This window comes from Novosphingobium sp. Chol11 (genome assembly GCF_900218065.1).
GTDB classification, from domain to species: domain Bacteria; phylum Pseudomonadota; class Alphaproteobacteria; order Sphingomonadales; family Sphingomonadaceae; genus Sphingobium; species Sphingobium agri.
The window spans coordinates 572,533-592,713 of record NZ_OBMU01000001.1 but is presented as its reverse complement, the minus strand read 5'-3'; the positions used below and the strand labels follow the sequence as shown (position 1 = coordinate 592,713).

General features: G+C 63.2%; 24 protein-coding genes and 1 other RNA gene. 11 read left to right on the top strand and 14 right to left on the bottom strand.

What is annotated here, in order from left to right; translation table 11 throughout:
* Window positions 1-65: 65 nt before the first annotated feature.
* Window positions 66-1,538 carry a signal recognition particle protein gene (gene ffh / locus NCHOL11_RS02935; protein ID WP_097090995.1) on the bottom strand — a complete coding sequence of 491 codons (1,473 nt, stop codon included), beginning with the start codon at window positions 1,536-1,538 and terminating at the stop codon, window positions 66-68.
* A gap of 380 nt (window positions 1,539-1,918) precedes the next feature.
* On the opposite strand from ffh, the gene dapF reads away from it, so the two are divergent.
* The 4 genes from dapF (at window position 1,919) to ispZ (ending at window position 5,741) form a co-directional block, all read left to right on the top strand.
* Window positions 1,919-2,719, top strand: a complete 801-nt coding sequence (dapF, locus tag NCHOL11_RS02930; protein ID WP_097090994.1) for a diaminopimelate epimerase — start codon at window positions 1,919-1,921, stop codon at window positions 2,717-2,719.
* Window positions 2,720-2,722: 3 nt separating this feature from the next.
* Window positions 2,723-4,054 (top strand): tRNA (N(6)-L-threonylcarbamoyladenosine(37)-C(2))-methylthiotransferase MtaB, encoded by a 1,332-nt coding sequence (mtaB, locus tag NCHOL11_RS02925; protein ID WP_097090993.1) that lies wholly within the window; start codon window positions 2,723-2,725, stop codon window positions 4,052-4,054.
* Entirely contained in the window at window positions 4,051-4,989 is a 939-nt protein-coding gene (gene ftsY, locus NCHOL11_RS02920) for a signal recognition particle-docking protein FtsY (RefSeq protein WP_097090992.1), read from the top strand. The genes mtaB and ftsY overlap by 4 nt, the downstream gene beginning before the upstream one ends.
* A 104-nt stretch (window positions 4,990-5,093) precedes the next feature.
* The gene (gene ispZ, locus NCHOL11_RS02915) at window positions 5,094-5,741 is read left to right on the top strand and encodes a septation protein IspZ (RefSeq protein ID WP_097090991.1); all 648 of its coding nucleotides are present in this window, start codon (window positions 5,094-5,096) and stop codon (window positions 5,739-5,741) included.
* An 82-nt stretch (window positions 5,742-5,823) separates the two neighbouring features.
* Here ispZ and NCHOL11_RS02910 read toward each other — a convergent pair whose 3' ends face one another.
* Window positions 5,824-6,387: a urate hydroxylase PuuD gene (locus tag NCHOL11_RS02910; protein ID WP_097090990.1), complete on the bottom strand. Its 564-nt coding sequence runs from the start codon at window positions 6,385-6,387 to the stop codon at window positions 5,824-5,826.
* A gap of 210 nt (window positions 6,388-6,597) precedes the next feature.
* Here NCHOL11_RS02910 and NCHOL11_RS02905 point away from each other — a divergent pair, with 210 nt between their 5' ends.
* Both NCHOL11_RS02905 and NCHOL11_RS02900 read left to right on the top strand, forming a co-directional pair.
* The gene (locus NCHOL11_RS02905) at window positions 6,598-7,209 is read left to right on the top strand and encodes a superoxide dismutase (protein WP_097090989.1); all 612 of its coding nucleotides are present in this window, start codon (window positions 6,598-6,600) and stop codon (window positions 7,207-7,209) included.
* A 122-nt stretch (window positions 7,210-7,331) separates the two neighbouring features.
* Entirely contained in the window at window positions 7,332-7,763 is a 432-nt protein-coding gene (locus NCHOL11_RS02900; protein WP_097090988.1) for a hemerythrin domain-containing protein, read from the top strand.
* Here NCHOL11_RS02900 and NCHOL11_RS02895 read toward each other — a convergent pair.
* The 11 genes from NCHOL11_RS02895 to mscL all read right to left on the bottom strand — a co-directional run bounded on the left by NCHOL11_RS02895 (window position 7,746) and on the right by mscL (window position 16,302).
* A complete protein-coding gene (locus tag NCHOL11_RS02895; protein ID WP_097090987.1) occupies window positions 7,746-8,099 on the bottom strand; it encodes a (2Fe-2S) ferredoxin domain-containing protein in 354 nt (117 codons plus the stop codon). The two genes, NCHOL11_RS02900 and NCHOL11_RS02895, sit on opposite strands and share 18 nt — an antisense overlap.
* Window positions 8,072-8,620, bottom strand: a complete 549-nt coding sequence (locus NCHOL11_RS02890) for a J domain-containing protein (RefSeq protein ID WP_097090986.1) — start codon at window positions 8,618-8,620, stop codon at window positions 8,072-8,074. Before NCHOL11_RS02890 ends, NCHOL11_RS02895 begins: the two co-directional genes overlap by 28 nt.
* Window positions 8,621-8,788: 168 nt before the next feature.
* Window positions 8,789-9,176: RNase P RNA component class A (rnpB, locus tag NCHOL11_RS02885), an RNA gene on the bottom strand.
* A 42-nt stretch (window positions 9,177-9,218) separates the two neighbouring features.
* On the bottom strand, window positions 9,219-9,917 hold the full coding sequence (locus NCHOL11_RS02880) for an N-acetylmuramoyl-L-alanine amidase (RefSeq protein ID WP_097090985.1): 699 nt from the start codon (window positions 9,915-9,917) through the stop codon (window positions 9,219-9,221).
* 146 nt (window positions 9,918-10,063) lie between these two features.
* Entirely contained in the window at window positions 10,064-10,930 is an 867-nt protein-coding gene (locus NCHOL11_RS02875; protein ID WP_097090984.1) for a CheR family methyltransferase, read from the bottom strand.
* Window positions 10,927-12,009: a chemotaxis protein CheB gene (locus NCHOL11_RS02870; protein WP_097090983.1), complete on the bottom strand. Its 1,083-nt coding sequence runs from the start codon at window positions 12,007-12,009 to the stop codon at window positions 10,927-10,929. Before NCHOL11_RS02870 ends, NCHOL11_RS02875 begins: the two co-directional genes overlap by 4 nt.
* Window positions 12,010-12,057: 48 nt before the next feature.
* On the bottom strand, window positions 12,058-12,423 hold the full coding sequence (locus NCHOL11_RS02865) for a response regulator (protein WP_097090982.1): 366 nt from the start codon (window positions 12,421-12,423) through the stop codon (window positions 12,058-12,060).
* Window positions 12,424-12,500: 77 nt separating this feature from the next.
* Window positions 12,501-12,938 (bottom strand): chemotaxis protein CheW, encoded by a 438-nt coding sequence (locus NCHOL11_RS02860; RefSeq protein WP_097090981.1) that lies wholly within the window; start codon window positions 12,936-12,938, stop codon window positions 12,501-12,503.
* Window positions 12,939-12,949: 11 nt separating this feature from the next.
* A complete protein-coding gene (locus NCHOL11_RS02855) occupies window positions 12,950-15,313 on the bottom strand; it encodes a chemotaxis protein CheA (protein ID WP_097092681.1) in 2,364 nt (787 codons plus the stop codon).
* 140 nt (window positions 15,314-15,453) lie between these two features.
* Window positions 15,454-15,729, bottom strand: a complete 276-nt coding sequence (locus tag NCHOL11_RS02850; protein ID WP_097090980.1) for a hypothetical protein — start codon at window positions 15,727-15,729, stop codon at window positions 15,454-15,456.
* A gap of 144 nt (window positions 15,730-15,873) precedes the next feature.
* Window positions 15,874-16,302 carry a large conductance mechanosensitive channel protein MscL gene (mscL, locus tag NCHOL11_RS02845; protein ID WP_097090979.1) on the bottom strand — a complete coding sequence of 143 codons (429 nt, stop codon included), beginning with the start codon at window positions 16,300-16,302 and terminating at the stop codon, window positions 15,874-15,876.
* A gap of 103 nt (window positions 16,303-16,405) precedes the next feature.
* Here mscL and NCHOL11_RS02840 point away from each other — a divergent pair, with 103 nt between their 5' ends.
* The 4 genes from NCHOL11_RS02840 to NCHOL11_RS02825 are packed head-to-tail and all read left to right on the top strand — an operon-like array spanning window position 16,406 to window position 19,037.
* Window positions 16,406-17,011, top strand: coding sequence for a LemA family protein (locus NCHOL11_RS02840; RefSeq protein ID WP_097090978.1), 606 nt, complete (start codon window positions 16,406-16,408; stop codon window positions 17,009-17,011).
* Window positions 17,012-17,020: 9 nt separating this feature from the next.
* Window positions 17,021-17,818: a TPM domain-containing protein gene (locus tag NCHOL11_RS02835; RefSeq protein WP_097090977.1), complete on the top strand. Its 798-nt coding sequence runs from the start codon at window positions 17,021-17,023 to the stop codon at window positions 17,816-17,818.
* Window positions 17,818-18,495 (top strand): TPM domain-containing protein, encoded by a 678-nt coding sequence (locus NCHOL11_RS02830; RefSeq protein WP_097090976.1) that lies wholly within the window; start codon window positions 17,818-17,820, stop codon window positions 18,493-18,495. Before NCHOL11_RS02835 ends, NCHOL11_RS02830 begins: the two co-directional genes overlap by 1 nt.
* Window positions 18,492-19,037: an NUDIX hydrolase gene (locus NCHOL11_RS02825; RefSeq protein ID WP_097090975.1), complete on the top strand. Its 546-nt coding sequence runs from the start codon at window positions 18,492-18,494 to the stop codon at window positions 19,035-19,037. The genes NCHOL11_RS02830 and NCHOL11_RS02825 overlap by 4 nt, the downstream gene beginning before the upstream one ends.
* Before the next feature lie 4 nt (window positions 19,038-19,041).
* Here NCHOL11_RS02825 and NCHOL11_RS02820 read toward each other — a convergent pair whose 3' ends face one another.
* Window positions 19,042-19,500 carry a DUF6456 domain-containing protein gene (locus tag NCHOL11_RS02820; RefSeq protein WP_097090974.1) on the bottom strand — a complete coding sequence of 153 codons (459 nt, stop codon included), beginning with the start codon at window positions 19,498-19,500 and terminating at the stop codon, window positions 19,042-19,044.
* Window positions 19,501-19,597: 97 nt separating this feature from the next.
* On the opposite strand from NCHOL11_RS02820, the gene NCHOL11_RS02815 reads away from it, so the two are divergent.
* Window positions 19,598-20,161: a helix-turn-helix domain-containing protein gene (locus NCHOL11_RS02815; RefSeq protein ID WP_097090973.1), complete on the top strand. Its 564-nt coding sequence runs from the start codon at window positions 19,598-19,600 to the stop codon at window positions 20,159-20,161.
* Window positions 20,162-20,181: the final 20 nt, after the last annotated feature.

Below are 20,181 nucleotides of genomic sequence, written 5' to 3'. Positions count from 1 at the left end.
ATTCGTCATCCCAGCGGAAGCTGGGATCTTGTGCCTGAAATCACAGCCTTCGCTGGGATGACGGGCTATTTCTTCATGAAATTCTGAAAGCCCGGCGGCAGGTTCGGCATGTTGCCACCCCCGCCCAGGCCACCCAATCCACCGAGCCCGCCAAGGTCCGGCGCGCCGCCCGCGCCGCCCATCAGCTTGTCCATGCCGCCACCGGTGAACATCTTGGCGAGGCCCTTCAATCCGCCCATCTTGCGGATCTTCTTCATCGCCGTTTCCATCTCCTGATGCATTTTCAGGAGCTTGTTGACTTCCTGCACAGTGCGGCCGGCACCCTTGGCGATGCGGATCTTGCGCTTGGCGTTGATCAGGCCGGGCTTCTCCCGCTCCTTGGGCGTCATGGAGCCGATCATCGCGTCGAGATGGATCAGCGTCTTGTCATTGGCGCCGCTCGCCGCCATCGCGGCCTGCGCCTTCTTGAGGCCCGGCAGCATGCCCGCCAGCGCGCCAAGGCCGCCCATGCGTTGCATCTGCTTCAACTGCGCGCGCAGGTCGTTCATGTCGAACTGACCCTTGGCCATTTTCTTGGCGAGCTTCTCGGCTTCCTCGGCATCGACAGCCTCTGCCGCCTTCTCGACAAGGCTGACGACGTCGCCCATGCCCAGGATACGCTGCGCCACGCGCGCGGGGTGGAAAGGCTCGATCGCGTCCAGCTTTTCACCCGTGCCCGCGAATTTGATCGGACGGCCCGTAACGGCGCGCATCGACAGCGCCGCACCGCCGCGCGCATCGCCGTCCATGCGGGTCAGCACCACGCCGGTCAGCGGCACCTGAGCGGTAAAGCTGGTCGCGACGTTCACCGCGTCCTGGCCGGTCAGCGAGTCGACGACGAGCAGGATTTCCGCCGGGTCGGAGACTTGCGCCACCGCCTTCATCTCATCCATCAGCGCCTGATCGACGTGCAGACGGCCCGCGGTATCGAGCATCACCACGTCGAAGCCCTGGAGCTTCGCCGCCTGAAGCGCGCGCTTGGCGATATCGACCGGCTGCTGGCCCGGCACGATCGGCAGGGTCGCGACATCGGTCTGCGTGCCCAGCACCGCCAGCTGTTCCTGCGCCGCCGGACGCTGGACGTCGAGCGACGCCATCAGAACCTTCTTGCGCTCTTTTTCCTTCAGGCGCTTGGCGATCTTGGCGGTAGAGGTGGTCTTGCCCGAACCCTGCAGACCGACCATCATGATGACGGCGGGCGGGCTGACATCGATCAGAAGGTCGCTGGTTTCCGCGCCCAGCGTTTCGGTGAGCGTGTCCGAGACGATCTTGACGACCATCTGGCCCGGCGTGACCGACCGCAGCACGTCGCTGCCCACGGCGCGTTCGGTCGCCTGATCAACGAACTGGCGCACCACCGGAAGCGCGACGTCAGCCTCTAACAGCGCGATTCGCACCTCGCGCATCGCGGCGCGGACATCGTCCTCCGTCAGCGCACCGCGCCCACGCAGCTTGTCGAATACCCCGCTCAGACGATCGCTTAGCGAATCGAACATCATCACCTCATTTGGGCGTAAAAGCCCGGAAAACTGCGCCACCCCGCCAAACGACAAAATCGCCGGCGGGCGAAACCTCGCCGGCCAGCGTCCATCCGGTACTCCCTTGTGAGCGCCATGGATCTGTCAGGGTATCGAACGGCGAACCGTCCAATTGCGATGTGGCCCTTAGCGGAAAGGGTGCAGCGATGCAACCGGCGCGCCAACTCCCTCCGTCAGCCCGCGCCCCAACGTCATGCCAGCGAAGGCTGGCATCTCAGGAGACGTCGCCCGAAGCAGCCCGAGATCCCAGCCTTCGCTGGGATGACGGATGATTTGCCGGGGTCTGGGATAAAACGGCAACTCTGGCCTTTTTCCCGCACAGCCCCTACATGCGCCCGCCTATGGGACGCTTCTCCAAAATGCACGGACTGGGCAATGATTTCGTCGTGATCGACGCGCGCGAGGACGCGGTCGATATGACATCCACGCGGGCTCAGGCCATTGCCGACCGCCACGCCGGCATCGGCTGCGATCAGCTCATCCTCATCGGGCAATCCGATCGCGCGGACGTATCGATGCGCATCTTCAACAGCGATGGCAGCGAAGTCGAAGCCTGCGGCAACGCCACCCGCTGCGTGCCCCTTTTCGTCGGCCGCGACGTCCTGATCGAAACCAAGGCGGGCCTGCTTGATGCGAAGGCCGTCGACGGTGGCGCCAGCGTCGACATGGGCGCGCCCCGGCTGGACTGGGACGCCATTCCGCTCGCCTATGCGATGGACACGCTCACCATGCCCGTCAGCTGGGAAGACCTTCCCGCCCCCGCCGCCGCCAATGTCGGCAATCCGCATGTCGTCTTCTTCCTTGACGATATGAACGGTGTGAACTTCGACCATTTGGGGCCGATGATCGAGACCGATCCGCTCTTCCCTGCCCGCGTCAACGTGAACTTCGCGCAGGTCATCGGCGACAATCATATCCGCTTGGTCGTATGGGAGCGCGGCGCTGGCCTCACCCGCGCCTGCGGCACAGGAGCCTGCGCGACAGCCGTCGCAGCGGTCCGTCGCAAGCTCGTCAGCGGGCCGACGCGCGTCACGCTGCCCGGCGGCGATCTCGTCATCGACTGGCAGCCCGGCGGTCACATCATGATGACCGGCCCCGCCACCCACGTCTTCGATGGCGAGGCTGACTGGACGCGCTTTTAGAGCATGAGCGGGCCGCAGATCATCACCCTCGGCTGCCGCCTCAACATCGCGGAAAGCGAAGCCATCCGCGAAATAGCGGGCGAACAGGACGACCTTATCGTCGTCAACAGCTGCGCGGTAACCGCCGAAGCCGTGCGCCACACCCGTCAGGCCATCCGCCGCGCCCGCCGCGAACGGCCAGAAGCGAGGATCATGGTCACCGGCTGCGCGGCACAGACGGAACCGGAAACCTTCGCCCAAATGGCGGAAGTCGACGCGGTAATAGGCAATCGGGAGAAGCTCGACCCCGCCCACTACCCGTCATCCCAGCGGAAGCTGGGATCTCAGGCCCAACGCCGTGCGCCACCGCATGAGACCCCAGCCTCCGCTGGGGTGACGGAAGTGTTGAAGGCAGCGGAGAAAGTCCAAGTCTCCGACATCATGGCCGTCCGCGACACAGCGCCGCACATGGCCAGCGCCTTCGCGGAGCATGCCCGCGCCTTCCTCGAAGTGCAAAATGGCTGCGACCATCGGTGCACCTTCTGCATCATCCCCTATGGCCGGGGAAACAGCCGCTCCGTGCCCGCAGGCGCCGTCATCGACAAGGCGCGCGAGCTTGTGGACGCAGGCTATCAGGAGATCGTGCTGACGGGCGTGGATGTCACCAGCTACGGCCCCGACCTCCCCGGATCGCCCTCCCTCGGCCTGCTGGTCGAACGCATATTGAAGGCCGTGCCCGCCCTGCCCCGCCTGCGCCTCTCCTCCATCGACAGCGTGGAGATTGACGACCGACTGTTCGAGCTTCTCGCGCATGAACCGCGCATGATGCCGCACCTGCACCTCTCCCTCCAGGCAGGCGACGACATGATCCTCAAGCGCATGAAGCGGCGCCACATGCGCACCGACGCAATCCGTATCGTGGAGCGCCTCAAGGCCGCCCGCCCTGCCATCAGCATCGGCGCGGATATCATCGCCGGTTTCCCGACAGAGGATGAAGCGATGTTTGAAAACAGCCTGAGGCTGGTCGAGCAATGCGCCATCGTCCACGGCCATATCTTCCCCTACTCCCCGCGCGCAGGCACGCCCGCCTCCCGTATGCCGCAAGTCGATCGCACCATCATCAAGGCCCGCGCCGCCCGCCTCCGTTCGGCCTGCGAGGCGCAACGCCGGGAATGGTTGCAAAGCCTCATCGGCAGCACCCAATCCGTGCTGGTCGAGCGCAACGGCCTCTCGGGCCACGCCGAAAATTTCGCCCCGGTTCGCTTCGAAGCGCCTCAATCCCCCTCCTCCATCACGTCCGCAACGATCACGGGCCTTGAGAATGGCGTGCTGATCGCGCAAGAGGCTCGTCAATGACTGAACCCGGCACCAGCTGGCGCGACCGCCTCTTCGGCGGCTTGAAGCGCACCTCCGACAAGCTTGGCGAGAACCTCACCGGCCTCTTTACGAAGGCCGCGCTTGACGACCAGACGCTCGACGAGATCGAGGAAGCGCTGATCGTCAGCGACTTAGGTCCCGCCATGGCCGCCCGGGTGCGCGATCGTCTGTCCGAAGGCCGCTACAATCGCGAACTGACCGAAGATTATCTGCGCGAGATCATCGCGGAGGAGATCGAGAAGGTCCTCGCCCCGGTCGCCCGCCCGCTGGAGATCGAAGCCTTTCCCCGTCCTCAAGTCATCCTGGTCATCGGCGTCAATGGCTCGGGCAAGACCACCACCATCGCCAAGCTCGCCAATAATTTCCTGGAGCAGGATTATGGCGTGATGCTGGCGGCGGGCGACACCTTCCGCGCCGCCGCCATCGGGCAGCTGAAGGTCTGGGCGGACCGCCTGGGCATCCCCATAGTCGCGGGCAAGGAAGGCGGCGACGCAGCGGGTATCGTGTTCGATGCGGTCAAGCAGGCGACCGCCACCGGTATCGACGTGCTGATCGTCGACACCGCCGGCCGCCTGCAGAACAAGACCGAGCTGATGGACGAACTGGCCAAGATCCGCCGCGTGCTCGGCCGGTTGAACCCGGCTGCACCCCATGACGTTGTGTTGGTGCTGGATGCCACCACCGGACAGAATGCGTTGAGCCAGATCGAAGTTTTCAAGGAAGTCGCGCAGGTCACCGGCCTCGTCATGACGAAGCTGGACGGCACCGCGCGCGGCGGCGTACTGGTCGCGGCGGCCGAGAAATATCGCCTGCCCATCCATGCGATCGGAGTGGGAGAGAAGATCGAGGATCTGCGCCCCTTCGACCCCGGCGACATGGCGCGCGCTATCGCGGGAACGGCCTATGCGCGTTGAGATCACGATCTTAGTCATCCCGGCGGAAGCTGGAATCTCATGCGGGCACAGAACGGCCCAACCTTACAAGATGCCAGCTTCCGCTGGTATGACGCAGGTGCCCAATGACTGACTCCAAACCAGCCCATGGCGGCAACCTCAGCCTCGCGCTCGACTTCGGCCCGCTGCTTGTCTTCTTCCTGACCTACAAGGGCGTGGGCTGGATCTGGGGTCCGGGAAACCCGATCACCGCAATGAGCTTAAGCACGGCCGCCTTTATGGCCGCCATCGTTATCGCGGTCATCATCTCGAAGGTGAAGCTCGGCCGCGTGTCGCCCATGCTGTGGCTGTCGGCGATGCTCGTGCTCTTTTTCGGCGGCCTCACCATCTATTTCCAGGATCAAAGCTTTATCCAGGTGAAGCCGACGATAATCTACAGCTTCTTCGCCCTGATGCTGTTCGGCGGGCTTCTGCGTGGCAAGGCGCTGCTCAAATATCTGCTGCAGGCCGCCTATGACGGCCTGACCGACGAAGGCTGGCGCAAGCTGTCGCGCAACTGGGGCATCTTCTTCGCCGCCATGGCCGTCGCCAATGAAGTGATGCGCCATTCGATGAGCTTCGACGCATGGCTTTCGGTGAAGGTCTGGGGCGTGACCGTGGTTTCATTGCTCTTCGCCCTCGCCAACATCCCCATGCTCACGCGTCACGGACTGACATTGGGCAACAATCTCGACAGCGAGGAAGTCGGCGAGACTACGCCACCCCAGGGGTGATGCGGGCCCACTGCCACGGAGGAAAAGTCAGTCGGAAAACGCAGGCGGAGCCAGCCTTGGCCAGCCCCGCCCAAACCTCGCTTCAACCGCCGTTGAAGTTCACCATGCAATACAGCATCGGCAAAGACAGCAGCGTATTGGTGCGCGAGAAGATCATCGCCGTCGTCGCCGCTTTCGCCTTCACCGCATCCTCGGCGGGAACGATGCCCAGCGCCTTCTTCTGGTTCGGCCAGATGATGAACCACACGTTGAACGCCATGATCAGCGCCAGCCACATGCCAATGCCGATCAGCACGAACCCGGGCGTCAACGTCAGTGCTTCCACCAGATAGCCGCTGCGCCATGCGATGATCGCCCCGGTCAGCACCGTCAGCGCCGCGCCCCAGCGAAAGAAGAACAGGGCCGAAGGCGCGATGAATTTGGACACGCCGGGCTTCAATTCCGCCGGAACCTTCGGCATCGTCGGGATCTGGACGAAGTTGAAATAGTAAAGCAGGCCGATCCAGGTGATGCCGAAGAACAGGTGAAGCCACCGCAATATAGCCTGTTCCGGCACGGTATTGGCGGGAATAGCGAAGATGACGGCGAGCGCGAGGACAAGCCCCACCACCAGCACAAGATGCAAATTGCCGAAGAATTTTGCCATTGATCCGTCCCCTATTATCAGCCGCTGCTTTTGCACGGCCTAACCGGCGATTCTAAGGCATCGTTACGCTGCTGTCACACGGATATTTCCATGCAGCTAAACGAAAATATCCTGTTTTCCGCAGTGCAATAAGGCTGCTACGGGGCCGGGACACTTCCGGTGGCATGACCGTTATGCCGCCATCCATCCATGAACCCGAGGAGTTCCGACATGGCCTTTGTTCTGCCTGACCTGCCCTATTCCAAGGATGCCTTTGGCGACATTCTGTCGGCCGAAACCTTCGACTATCACCATGGCAAGCACCACAATGCCTATGTCGTGAAAGCCAATGAACTGATCGCGGCCGATCCCGCGCTTCAGGGCAAGTCGCTCGTCGAATTGATCAAGAGCAGCAAGGGCGCGCTGTTCAACCAGGTTGGCCAGATCTGGAACCACACCTTCTACTGGCATTCGCTTTCCCCGGAAAAGAAGCAGCCTTCGGGCCAGCTTCTCGACCTCATCAACGAGGGCTTTGGTTCGGTCGATGCCCTGCTCGACAAGCTGAAGGCGGAGGCCGTCGGCCATTTCGCCAGCGGTTGGGCTGCGCTGATCCTGAAGGACGGCAAGCTCGAAGTGACCAGCTATCATGACGCCGACACCCCCGTCGCGCATGGCCACACGCCGCTGCTGATCCTCGATGTGTGGGAGCATGCCTATTATATCGACTATCGCAATCTGCGTCCCAACTATGCCGAGCGCGTGCTGAAGGAAGCGATCAACTGGGACTTCGTCGCCCAGAATCTCGACGGCGAAGGCGCCAGCCGCGCTGACCAGCCGGGCTGATCCGTCGTGCCATCCGCCGCTCATCGGGCGGCGGATCGTGCCGACGGGTGAAAAGCCTACCAGAACAGTTTCTTAACGCCATTCTGCCACAAGCATCATAAGGCGATGCATGGAATTGGCCGATGGACCTGCAACAGCTACAAAGCCAGCATGATGCGCTTGATCTGCTCGCCGGGCGGTTCCTGACGCTAGTGGATGATGATCGTGTTGCTCGTCCGTTGGGCACACTGCGCTGGCAATTTGCCCGCGAGCTGATGGCGCACTTGGCCTTGGAAGATCAGTTCTTCTATCCGGCCATGCAGCGGCAGCCTCATGTCCCGCTACAAGAGATGGCCGCACGTCTACAGACCGAGATGGCCCCGTTGGCCCTGAGCTTCTCCCACTATATGGCGCGGTGGAGCGACGATCGCATCGCCCGGGAGTGGCCGGAATTTTGCCGGGAAAGCCGTTATATGGTGGAAACCATCCTCAACAGGATGCGCAAGGAGGAACAACTGCTAATGCCGCTTCTGGCGGAAGCAGGGCTGGAGCAGCCGCTAAGGCACGCTGGCTGACCCGTCATTCTCCGCCGCAAGGCCCAGCGCCTGGGCCAGTTCATCCAAATCCGCGCCGCGCCGCACAAGCAGCCAATCACGCGATTGGGCGCCATTCACGACCGTCACAGCTCCCTTGGGACACACGCCAAGGCAATTCACCTCGATGATACCAGCCGCGGCTTTCCGCCCCTTCTTCAGCGAAAGCTGCTTGCGGAGCGCCTTGGCCAGCCGCTCGTCCCCTTGAGCGCCAAAGCCGCCGTCGAGCTTTTTTGAACATTTGCGGCAGACCAGCACCGCATTCTGCCAGTTGGACCGAACATGATCCTTCAATCCACGGTCTCCCGTGGCTTCCATGTCCGCCGCTCTTCCGCCGATCGCAGCACCTCATAAGCGGCCTGGATCGTCTGGAAACGGACGGCAGCCTCCGCATCTCCCGGCTTGACGTCGGGATGGTTTTCCTTGGCCAAGCGCCGCCAGCTCTTCTTCACCGCTTCGAAATCGGCGTCATCTTCCAGGTCGAGAGCCTTCAGGGCATGTAGCTCGTCGCGCGATCGGCTGCCGTCGCCGGGGCCGCCCCAGCCATGATAGGCGCTGCTCTGATAACCGCCCGCGTCGCGCCGTTCCGCGCGCTCTCGCTGCTCCCGCTCTTCCTGGTCGAGCCCCTGAAAATAGTCCCAGTTGCGGTTATATTCCGCCGCATGATCACTACAAAAATACCAGCGCTCGCGGCTGTTGGGCGATTTGGGCGCGGGACAATCACCCGGCTTGTCGCACCCATAGCGGTCGCACATGCGCACCTGCTGCGCCTCACGCGATGCGCCATAGCTGCGCCAGCGGGGAAAGCCCCAGTCATTTGATCGGCTGCTTCTTGCCATCGGTCCAAATTAGGTAAGCCGCAGGCGGAACACCACCCCGGCGAGTTAAAATTCGATCGGTTGAAAGCCCTTGCCGCTATGCCCCGCGCAGGCTGGGCACCTCAGGACAATATGCGCGGCATGGCCTGCGATCCCCGCCGCCGTCGGAACGACGCTTTCTCCCGATCCGATGCCAGAGGGCCTGTAAGCCGGGTTCTGTCCACCATGTCACCATGGATGGGCGGCCATTCCTCTAGGAGACGGATTGCTCCGTCCCTCAAGCAACCAACCCGGGCGGTCTCAGCCGAAACTGGCCTAGCAGTCAAAGCTGCGCGCCGCCCCTATTCGGTCTTGCTCCCGGTGGGGTTTACCGTGCCGCCTTCCGTTGCCGGAGACGCGGTGCGCTCTTACCGCACCCTTTCAATTTCGCTGCGCCGAAGCGTTAGCGACCTGCTTTCTGTTGCACTGTCCCTTGGATCACTCCAGCCGGCCGTTAGCCGGCACCGTCATTTCGTGGAGCCCGGACTTTCCTCGCCGTGGAAGTTACCCGCCACGCCGCGGCCGCCCGGCCCTCTGGCAGGGGCGCTATACACGGCTCGCCGCCGTCCGTCATCCCCGCTTATTCATCGCCCCTTGGCTTCGGCAGCAGCAGGGCGAGCAGGATGGCGCGGCACTCGCCATCGATCACGCCGTCGATCAGTTCGGGGCGGAAGCGGCGCTGGAAAGCGACGACCGCTGCTCGTGGCTCGGCGATGTCATAGCCGAACCGTTCCAGCGCCAGCATGAAGGCACTGTCCGACCAGAGCGGGTCCATGAGGTTGCGGGTCGGCCGTGGCAGCGCGAGCCGCAGCCGGGCGAGTTGCCCCCATGGAAAAAGCTCGCCCGGGTCCTGCTTGCGTGCGGGGGCCACGTCGCTGTGGCCCACGATATTGCCGCGCGTGATGCCGTGCCGCTTGACGATATCGTGCATCAGCGGGATGAGCGCGCCGATCTGCGCATCCGGAAATGCGCGATAGCCCCATTCATGGCCGGGATTGACGATCTCTATTCCGATGCTGGCCGAATTGACGTCATCCATGCCGCGCCAGTGCGATCGGCCCGCATGCCACGCCCGTTGGGCTTCATCGACCATGCGGACGATCTCGCCCTCTTCGGTCACGACATAATGCGCCGACACCTTGGATTCCGGGCTCGCCAGCCAGTTGATCGCGCTCTGGGCGTCGTGCATCCCCGTATAATGCAGCACCAGCATCGATATGGGCAGCTTGCGATCGTCAAAATTGGGCGACGGAGTCTCGATCATCGGAATGTCGCTCATCGGAAAACCGTAACCACCACCTGTCCTGACCGCATCCAAAAAGATGCGCAGCTCCCGCCAACCATGGCGGAGAGAACAGGGCCGATCAAGCACAAGCGCTTGGCGTTGATTCTGAACCCAGCGAACCGATGAGCGAAGTCCCGCCGTCAAACGGCCCGGCGGATGCCTTCGCTGTTATGCGCCGCTTCAGGACGCCTGCCATAGCCGCCGCGAAATTCCGGGTGAGGGATGAAATCGTCACTATGGCCGATGACGGTTTCGCCCGCCCCCAGCAGCAGGACCGACCGGTCATGGCTGTGGCGCGTCATCAGCCTGAACACTTCCTGTCGCCGCTCCGGCGTGAAGTACAACAGCACGTTGCGGCAGAGCAGCAGATCATAGTCGCCCGAGGGCGCCTTGGGCTCAAAGAGATTGTCGGTGCGGAAATCGATCATCCGGCGCAGCTCAGGGCTCGCGCGCCAATTGTCGCCTGCAGGTTCGAACCATTTGATGAGGTCACCCACGGCAAGGCCGCGCTGAACGTCCATCTGCGAAAAAATGCCGCTGCGAGCCTGATCTATGGCCGCCGTCGAAATATCCGTGGCCAATATCTCGATTCGCCAGCCGCGCCAGCGCGCCGCATCGTTGCGAAGCTGGATCGCCAGCGAATAGACTTCCTGCCCTGTAGAACAGCCCGCGCTCCAGATCCGCAGCACCCGCTCCCGCCGCTCCGCGAAGGAAGGCAGGATGTGCCGGTTGATCATGTCGAATATCTGAAGGTCGCGAAAGAAGCTGCTTTCATTGTTGAGCAGCGCATTGACGACTTCCTCTTCCAGCCGGGGATCGCGATTGCCGAGCAGCCGCGTGGCCAGTTCATCCATGTCGGCCACGCCATTGGCCCTCATGACGGGCTTCAACGCGGTTTCCATCCGCCAGGCGCGGCTTTCCGACAGGATCTGACCCGTGCGCGCCTCCAGCAGGCCGGAAAAGATGCGGGCGGCGCCGCGCGAGGATGAATCAGTTGATAGGGTCAATGTGTCAAACCTCTGCTTTTTCCGCGCCGCGCGACGAAATCCATGATGGCATAGGGATCGAGCAAGGCGCAGCTGAGCCCCGCCCCTGTCACCGATCCCGGCATGCCCCAAACCACGCTGCTTGCTTCATTCTGCGCCACGATCCAGCCGCCGCCTGCGACGATGTCATGCCCGCCCGCCGTGCCATCGCGGCCCATGCCGGTCAGCACGACACCAGCAGCCCCCGGCCCATAGGCTTCCGCCATGCTGGTGAACATCGGATCGACCCCGGGCAAGTTGCCCGCGGGCGTACGCTCTGGATTGAGCGTGACCATCACACGCCCATAAAGACCGCGGCGCACCTGCAAATTGGCGTCGCCGGGCGCCACATAGACGGTATCGGGAGCCAATAATTCCCCCTGTTCGCCGACCTTCACCGGCAGGCTGGTCATCCGGGCAAGCTGTTGCACGAAATAGGATGTGAAGCTGACAGGCAGATGCTGCGTCAGCAGGATCGGCACGCCAAGCGGCGCGCTCATCCCGGCAAACAACTGGCCCAGCGCATGGATGCCTCCCGTAGACGCGCCGATGCCCAGACAGGCAAGAGGCGCGCTCGGCTTGCTCGCCGCCATCAGGACCGGCTGCGTTTCCGTAGGCTGCTGCGGATGCGCGCCGAACAAGCGCGACAGGCGGTCTATCAGCGCCTGGGGAAATTGCTCGCCGAAACTGCCGCTGCCCGGTTTGGCGAAAATGTCGCTAGCCCCCAGCGCCAGCGCCTCGACCGCGGCCCCACTGCCCTCTTCGCAGTTGCCCGACAGGATCACGACCTTGCCTTGGGGATTAGCACGCAGGAACGCCGGAAGGGCGGCCAACCCACTTTGACCTGGCAGCTCAATGTCGAGCAGGACAAGGTCGACCTCATGCGCGGCGAGATAGCGAAGCGCATGTTCGGCGCTGTTGGTCTTGTGAACCACCGAGAAAGCCGGGTCGCCATTCAATATCCGCGCGATCATCGTCCGCACCACGACCGAATCGTCGACAACCATCGCGCGGACCTGCGGTCTGCTTTGGCTGGCCAGGATCGGCGAAAGGGGGGACATGGAAGGACTTTCCGGCAGTGAGGTTGGCAACGAGCAGATCAGTGGTCTTCAGATGACGCCGACGATCGACAGCTTGCTTTCCAGTGTTTCGCGATCGAAGGGCTTCATCACATATTCGTCGGCGCCCGCCTCCACGGCTGCCTTGATATGGCTGATGCCGTTTTCGGTGGTGCAGAAGATGATCTTCGGCCGTGCGGACACCTTGGCAGTGGACAGGGCCTGCAGGAATTCCATTCCGCTCATGACCGGCATGTTCCAGTCGAGAAGGACAACGTCCGGCGCGGCCGCTTCGCACTGGGTGAGCGCATCCTGCCCATCGACCGCTTCGCTTACCGTCAGGTCGAGCGATTCAAGTATATGCCGTGCAACTTTACGGATGACTTTGGAATCATCCACCACCAGACAGTTTTTCATGAAGCGTCCCTTAGATTTTCCTCGTAAAGGAAGGATTAGCTGCCAAAGCCAAGTAATTGGTAAACAAGAAGCCGGAATTATGCAGCCTGCGCCAGCAATCCCGTTTCGATGAAGCTTGCCAGCGATACCAGCAGGTGCGGATGGCCATCCTGCTCGACGATCGCGCGTGCATGAGGAGCCCATGCCCTGTCCAGCTGGCCCCGGAGCGGCAGGTCACCTTCCGGCACTTCGCAAATGTCATGCACCGCATCCACCATCAGGCCGTAGCTGTGACCGCTGATGTCGGCGATGATCGCCAAGCCGCGCCTGTCGGCGGGCGTAGGCGCGCCATGGATCAGCGCAGGCACGTCGATGATGGTGAGAACCCGGCTGCGCAAGGCGGACAATCCCGCCACATGCCGCAGCATTCCGGGAACAGGCGAGATGTCGGCCAGCTTGACGACGGCCTCGACCTCATGCGCCGCAACGGCGACCCTTGTATCGGCAAGCGTCGCGAGAAGGTAAAGCTGTTCCATAAATAGCCTCCTTAACGCCGCGTGCCGGAGATGGCCGCCATCAGCGCGTCCTGATCATAACGGTAGATGCTGCCATCCTCTGGCCCCGTCGGCCTTGGCGAAGCGCGCAGTTGAACGATGCGGCATCCCAGTATTTCTGCCGCCTGGGATATGTCCCCACCCGAACTCAGCACCACATCGGCTGGATCGACAGCCTCATCCTGCGGCAGGCCCAGAAGGACATCATGCCCCGCTTGCCGCAGCAAGGGCGCCAATATCTCACGCGTCCAGCCATCCTCGCTGTCCGCCAGGACGCACCGTCCCCGGCGGCGCTCGACGATCGGCCCTCCGGGCAAGGAAGCGAACAAGGCGAAGGGATTGAGCACTTCCAGATGTTCGCCATCGACAACGGCGACGCCGCTCAGCGCACCCTGCATGGCGACCATATCGGGCACGGCCGGCATTTCAACGATGTCCAGGACAGCGGCAACCGGGTAACAGGCCTCCTGGCTGCCGTCGCGCAGACGCAGTGCCGATACATGACCGGTTGCAAAGCTGTGCGCTCCGTTCGCCACCGGCACCAGCCGCCCGTCCAAGCGAACAAAGGCGTTTCCACCAGAACGGCCAAAGAGCGTGGCATCGACATCTTCCACACGCTCTACCAGCGACAATTTGATCAGCCGCCTTTCGCCCGAAAGCTCTTCGAACCGCAGCGCCGACACCATTTCGACCCGCGCTTCTCCGTCGCCGCTGTCCTCCAACTGATCGATCGAGCGCTCATCCACGATGTTCGGCAGGCGGGCAGCATTGGCGAGACCAGCGGCGTCCAGCAGCAGCATCGGCTTCCCATTGTCGGGCAGCGTCATGCCCGCATAGACGCCTGTCGCCATGATCAGCGGCGAAGCTGGACGGATGACCAGTTCCTCATGATTGTCGACGGCGGCGACGCCCAGGGCAAAGGGCACGCCAGTGGCGGAGCGCACGACCATGATCGCACGCGGACCCGGCTGAACCACCTTCTCCATGCCAAGCACGTCTTCCAGATCGATCATCGAATGACGGACCGTCCGGATCGTGGCGATCTTGGCGCCGCCGACCTCAGCGATGTGCAGCGTCTCATTATTGTCGTGCAGGATTTCCACGACGGCAGCGCGCGGGATGGCGAAATGCAAACCGCCCGAACGAATGATGAGGCCCGGAATGATGGTCAGCGTCAACGGCACACGCAGCGCGATGCGTAGCCCGCGCCCGATCTGGTTATGCAGCGCGATGACTCCGCCGATCCGCTCGACATTCGCGCGCACCACGTCCATGCCGACCCCCCGGCCGGAAATCGCAGTAACCTGCTGCGCGGTGGAAAGCCCGGCCTGGAAGATCAGCTCCAGCTTTTCGCTCTCGCTCATCTTGGCAGCGGCCTCGCGGGTCAGCTTGCCGCTCGCAATGGATTTTTCGACCAGCCTTGCCGTGTCGATGCCCTGCCCATCGTCGCTGACCTCGATCACGATCTGGTTGCCCGACTGGCGGGCCTGCACCTTCAACGTCCCCGCCTCGGGCTTGCCAAGCGCGCGGCGTTGCTCGGGTGTCTCGATGCCATGGTCGATGCTGTTGCGGACGATGTGGGTCAGGGGGTCGACCACCATCTCCACCATTTCGCGATCCATTTCGACGTCGCCGCCCTCTAGGACCAGGTCGATGCGCTTACCCAGTTCCCGGCCAAGGTCGCGGACCATGCGCGGGATGGCGGTGAACAGCCGCTCCACCCGCTGCATCCGCGTCTTCGAAATGGAATCGCGCATATCGGCAACGCAGGTCGACAGCCGCTCGAACACGCTTTCAAGCTCGGGATCGCTTGTCCGTTCGCGCAGCTTGCGGGACAGTTCGTTGCGCGCCAGCACCATGTCCGACACGCCGTTCATCAACTGATCGATCAGCGACAAGGGCAGACGGATGGTCCGTGGCACCGCCTGGGCGCCACCCTGGCGGATGGGCTCCACGGTCGGGGCCAGCTCTTCGGTCGCCGCGCCTTGCTCCCTCTCGGCAAGCGCGCCGATCAGATAATCGTCATTCTCGTCCGGCAGCGCCGCGCCGATCGCAACGGCTTCCGCCAGTTCGGCAATCCGGTCCATGATGCCAAGGACCGCGCTCACGGTCGCCGGATCAGCGGTACGATTGCCAGCGCGGATTTCGGACAGCACATCCTCGGCCGCATGGCTCAGCCGCTCAAATCGCGGCAGGTTGAGGAAACCGCAGCTGCCCTTCACCGTATGGAAGAAGCGGAAGATGGCATCGAGCCGGTCCCGGTCGCCGGGGTCGGCTTCCCAGGCGACGACTTCGCCCGCCAGAGCCTCCAGCGTTTCCTGTGTTTCGGCTATGAATTCCTGAAGTAGCTCGTCCATTCCCTTGGCCTTCACGGATGCGCGCGACGGCACCATGGGCAGGGCGTGGTTAAAGGGCCGTTAAAGACGTTGAGACGCCAAGCAAAAAGGGCGCCGCGATCATCATCGCGACGCCCTTTCCGGCTTGGGAAAGCGAAAGCTTAGCGTTCCGTCTTCTCTTCAACCGCGTCGGCAGCGCGCTCGCCTGCTTCGCGGGTTGCCTCAGCCTTGTTCTCCAGTGCGTCGGCGGCGTTTTCAGCAGCAGCCTCTGCGTTGCCCGACAGGTTATCGGCCATCGCTTCCATGTTGCTGGCCTGGTTGTCGATGGCGTCCGCCTGATTCTCGTATGCGTTCTCGACCTTGTTTTCCTGCTTGGAGTCGCACGCAGCAAGCGCGACCAAGCTGGCAAGGCCGAGGACTGAGACGATGGTTTTCACGGCGTATTCTCCTGTTGCGCCCCCCTGGGGCTGACGTCATTCGGCAAGAGCCCGATCGCGCAATGCGCCCCGAACTCTGACCGCGATCAACTGGTCGCACGGCAGATGGTTCCCGCCGCACACTCCTTTCGTCGCAGAAACGAATTATTTTTTCAAATTGTCGCGAATTTCGCGCAGCAGCAGCACCTCTTCGGGTGTCGCGGCAGGCGTGGCCTCCGGCTTGGGCATCAGCTTGTTCACTGCCTTGACCAGCAGGAAGATGATGAAGGCGAGGATCAGGAAGTTGACGAGCACGGTCAGAAACTCACCCCAGCCCAGCATGGCTACGCCAGCGCTTTTCAGGTCGGCATAGCTTTCCGGATTGCCCTTGAACCCGGCGGGTATGTCGCCAAGCCGGATGAAGTAGCGGGAAAAATCGGCGCCGCCGAACAGGAAGCCGACTACCGGCATGATAAGGTCATCGGTCAGCGACTTTGTGATCGTTGCAAAGGCGCCGCCAATGATCACGCCGACTGCCAGATCGATGACATTGCCTCGATTGATGAACGTCTTGAATTCGGAAATCAGTCCCATGTGCGAACCCCTTGCCCTGATTGCGTGTTTATCAGGATGAGGCGTTGCGCCCGCATCCACAACCACCTATTTCCGACATCGTAACAATGCCAAGGATGTTTCCATGACGATCCTGCGCCGCTTTTTCCCTTCCTTTTTCCTGCCCCTGCTCACCGCCTTCGCCTTGTCGGCTTGCGGCATCAACAGCGTGCCCACCGCCGAAGAAGCCGCCAAGGCCAAATGGGCTGACGTACAGGCGCAATATCAGCGCCGTTCCAACCTGATCGGCAACCTCGTCGCGACGGTGAAGGCGGCAGGCAAGCAGGAACAGGACACGTTGGTCCGGGTCACGGAGGCACGCGCCAAGGCCACGTCGGTTCAGGTCAATGCCGAAGACCTGTCCGATCCCGCCAAGGTCCAGCAGTTCCAGCAGGCGCAGGCGCAACTGAGCCAGGGCCTGGGACGGCTGCTCGCGTCGGTCGAAGCCTATCCCGATCTTAAGAGCAACCAGAATTTCCTCGACCTGCAATCGCAGCTGGAAGGAACCGAGAACCGCATTGCCGTTGCCATCCGCGACTATAATGAAGCGGTTCGCGCCTATAACACCCGCATCCGCACTTTCCCCGACGCGATCGGTGCCAAGATCATCCATGGCGCCAAGCCGATGACGCCCTTCCAGGCGACCACGCCGGGAGCGGAGGAAGCGCCCAAGGTCGATTTTGGCAACTAAGCGCCAGCCATGTTCCGCCGCCTGCTCCTGATCTTCGCGTTACTGGCCGGGGTGCTCGGGCTCATCCCGGCCGCCGGAGCGCAGAGCTTTCCGAAGTTCGACGACAAGGGCGTCGTGGATGCCGCGAACATCCTCGACCCCGCGCAGGAACAGGCGCTCAGTCAAAAGCTGATCGCGCAGAAGCAGGCAAGCGGTCGGTCGCTGGTGGTCGCCACCATCCCCGACCTGCAAGGCTATGACATATCCGACTATGGCTACCGGCTCGGGCGTGCCTGGGGCATTGGCGACAAGGACAACCAAGGCGTCCTGCTGATCGTCGCGCCCAATGATCGCAAGGTTCGGATAGAGGTCGGCTATGGCGTCGAAGGCATACTGACGGACGCACTGTCTTCGCAGATCATCCGCAACGCCATCACCCCGCGCTTCAAGGCGGGCGACATGGCAGGCGGAATCGAGGCGGGCGTCGACCAGATCAGTTCGCTCCTTGCCCTCCCCCCTGACCAGGCCCGCGCACGCGCCGCGCAGGCGGAGGCCGAAGTACGGCAGCAGGACAGCGGAGGCGGAGGCATCCTTGGTTTCTGGATCATCATGTTCTTCGTCTTCTTCGTGCTGCTGCCCCTCCTCTCCCGCGCGCGCGGCGGCAAACGTTATCGCCGGGGCGGCGGCGCGCCAGTGATCATCTGGGGCCCCGGCATGGGCTCCGGCTGGGGTTCGGGAGGCGAAGGCTGGGGCGGCGGAGGCGGAAGCGGCGGCGGCTTTTCCGGCGGCGGCAGCTTCGGCGGCGGCGGCGCGTCGGGGGGCTGGTAATGCAAGTGCTGCTCAGCCAGGCCGATCACGAACTTGTATCGGCCGCCGTACAGGAAGCGGAGACACACACCTCTGGCGAGATCGTGACGATCGTCGCCCGCCGGTCGGACAGCTATCATGATGTCGGGCTCAGTTGGGCGGCGGCGGCCGTCTTCCTTGCGCTGGCGCTCATGGCGGCCTTCCCTGCACACCTGCGGGCCTTCCTGTCGTCTTTGCTGCTTGATTGGGATCATGAGCTGGCAGACTGGAAACTGCTCCTCGGGCTGACAGCCATTCTCATCCTGAAATTCCTGGTGGTGCGCTATCTGCTCGCCATCATGCCGCTGCGCATGCTGATGACGCCGCGCGCGACGAAGGCCCGCCGGGTGCGCCGCCGCGCCATCCTGCTGTTTCGCACCGCAGCCGAAGCGCGCACGCATGGACGGACAGGCGTCCTCATCTATCTGTCGCTGGACGAACATCGCGCCGAAATCGTCGCCGATCGCGCCATCAACGAAAAGGTCGCGCCGGAGGCATGGGGCGACGCGATGACGGCGCTGATCGAAGCCATCCGTTTGGGTAAACCCGGCGAGGGGCTGGCACAGGCCGTGGCCCAGGTGGGCGCAGTTCTCGCCACCCATTTCCCGCGGGAACAGGGCGATATCAACGAACTGCCCGACAGGCTGATCGAGTTATGAGCGAACAGGATATGGCCGCCCCCGAAGAGATCATGTGGGCGGGCCGCTTCATCACCGCCAAGCGCCGGGGCAGATGGGAATATGTCGGCCGGGCGCGCGGCATTCATGCCGCGGTGATCCTTGCCATAGACGAAGATGCGGACGGCCGCCGCCATGTGCTGCTGGTCGATCAGTTCCGCGTGCCGCTCGGCCGCCGCTGCATCGAACTCCCCGCCGGGCTGGTAGGCGACACGGAAGAAGGCGAGGAATCCGCCCTCGCCGCGATCCGCGAACTGGAAGAGGAGACCGGATACCGCGCCGAACGCATGGAGGCCGCTGGCGACTTCTACAGCTCGCCCGGCATGGTATCCGAAAGCTTCTGCCTCTTCCGCGCCCATGATTTGCAGAAGACCGGCGAGGGCGGAGGCGTGGACGGGGAGGATATCCGCGTCCACCGCGTACCGCTCGACGACGTGCCCCAGCGGATCGCCGCCTGGCGCGCGGAAGGCTTCGCCATCGACGTCAAGCTGCTGCTGTTGCTCGGCCCGGACTTGAGCCGCTGACGCGTCAAGGCACCCGATACCAGGCCGCCACCCGCTCAAGCGCCAGCGTCAGCACCAGCTTGCCTGCCCTGCTCGGCCATCCGAGCGCCCGCTCCGCTGCGGCCAGCCCCTCGCCAGCGCAGGCGACCCGCCACAATATGTCGCTCAGCCCCGGTCCGGCCGCGGCAATCGCCGCGTGGAACCGCTCCCGCGCGGAAAGTTGCGCCATGCTGGGATCGGGCGTTCCCGCGCCGCGCCGTGCCCCGCGAGTCGCAGGCGCAGCGTCCCAGCGCATCGTCACGCGTGGTCCCAGCCCTGCCTTCTCCCAATCGGCCCGCAACAACTCGCCCGCGCTGTAATAGCGATCGCTCAAATGGCCCCGGGCGTGCAGCCAGGCCAATGGCGATTCGCCGAGATTGACGGCAACCGTCTGGACCTGCCCGGCGGGGTCCTCGATCCTCTGCTCCACATATTGGCCTCGCATCGGCTCCTCCTCTCAGATGACTGGTGGAAGGGACTTGCCACGACGAACCATTTGTAGGAAAGAACAAAAACCAAATAGGTAAAATTCTGGAACAGGCATGATCACGCGGATAAGAGAAGTTCGAAAAGCGAAGGGATTGACGCTGGAGCAGGTAGCCGCCCTCTGCCAGCCTGCGACGACCGCGCAGACCATCGGGCGCCTTGAAACCGGGACACGAACCGTATCGGTCAACTGGCTGAACCGGATCGCCGATGCGCTGGGCGTCGGATCATCGGAACTTGTCGCGCTTCCGGGACAAAGCGTGGTGCCGGTCGCGGCACTGCTCGGCCCAGAAGGCGCGCGCGCCCCTACCCGCAGCCTGTCCTTCCCGCCGCCCGTCCCCGCCGACGCGATGATCGGGGTGCAGGTGTCCGCCAGCATTGGCGACTATCGCAGCGGCGATGAAATCTGGTGCCGCCGCATCGGCCCGGACGAATTTGCAAGCGCGCTCAATCGCGACATATTGCTGCCCCGCCATGCGGGGCGCTTCGTCTTCGGCCGCCTCATCGGGCGCGAGGGTGACAAGCTGCAGATCCTCCCCCTCGGCAGCGGCAGCCGCCAGCAAGTGATAACTGATCCGCCCTGGGGCGCCGTCGCCGTTCAGCTGGTCAGACAATTATAGCCAAAGCCTTACTTCACCCC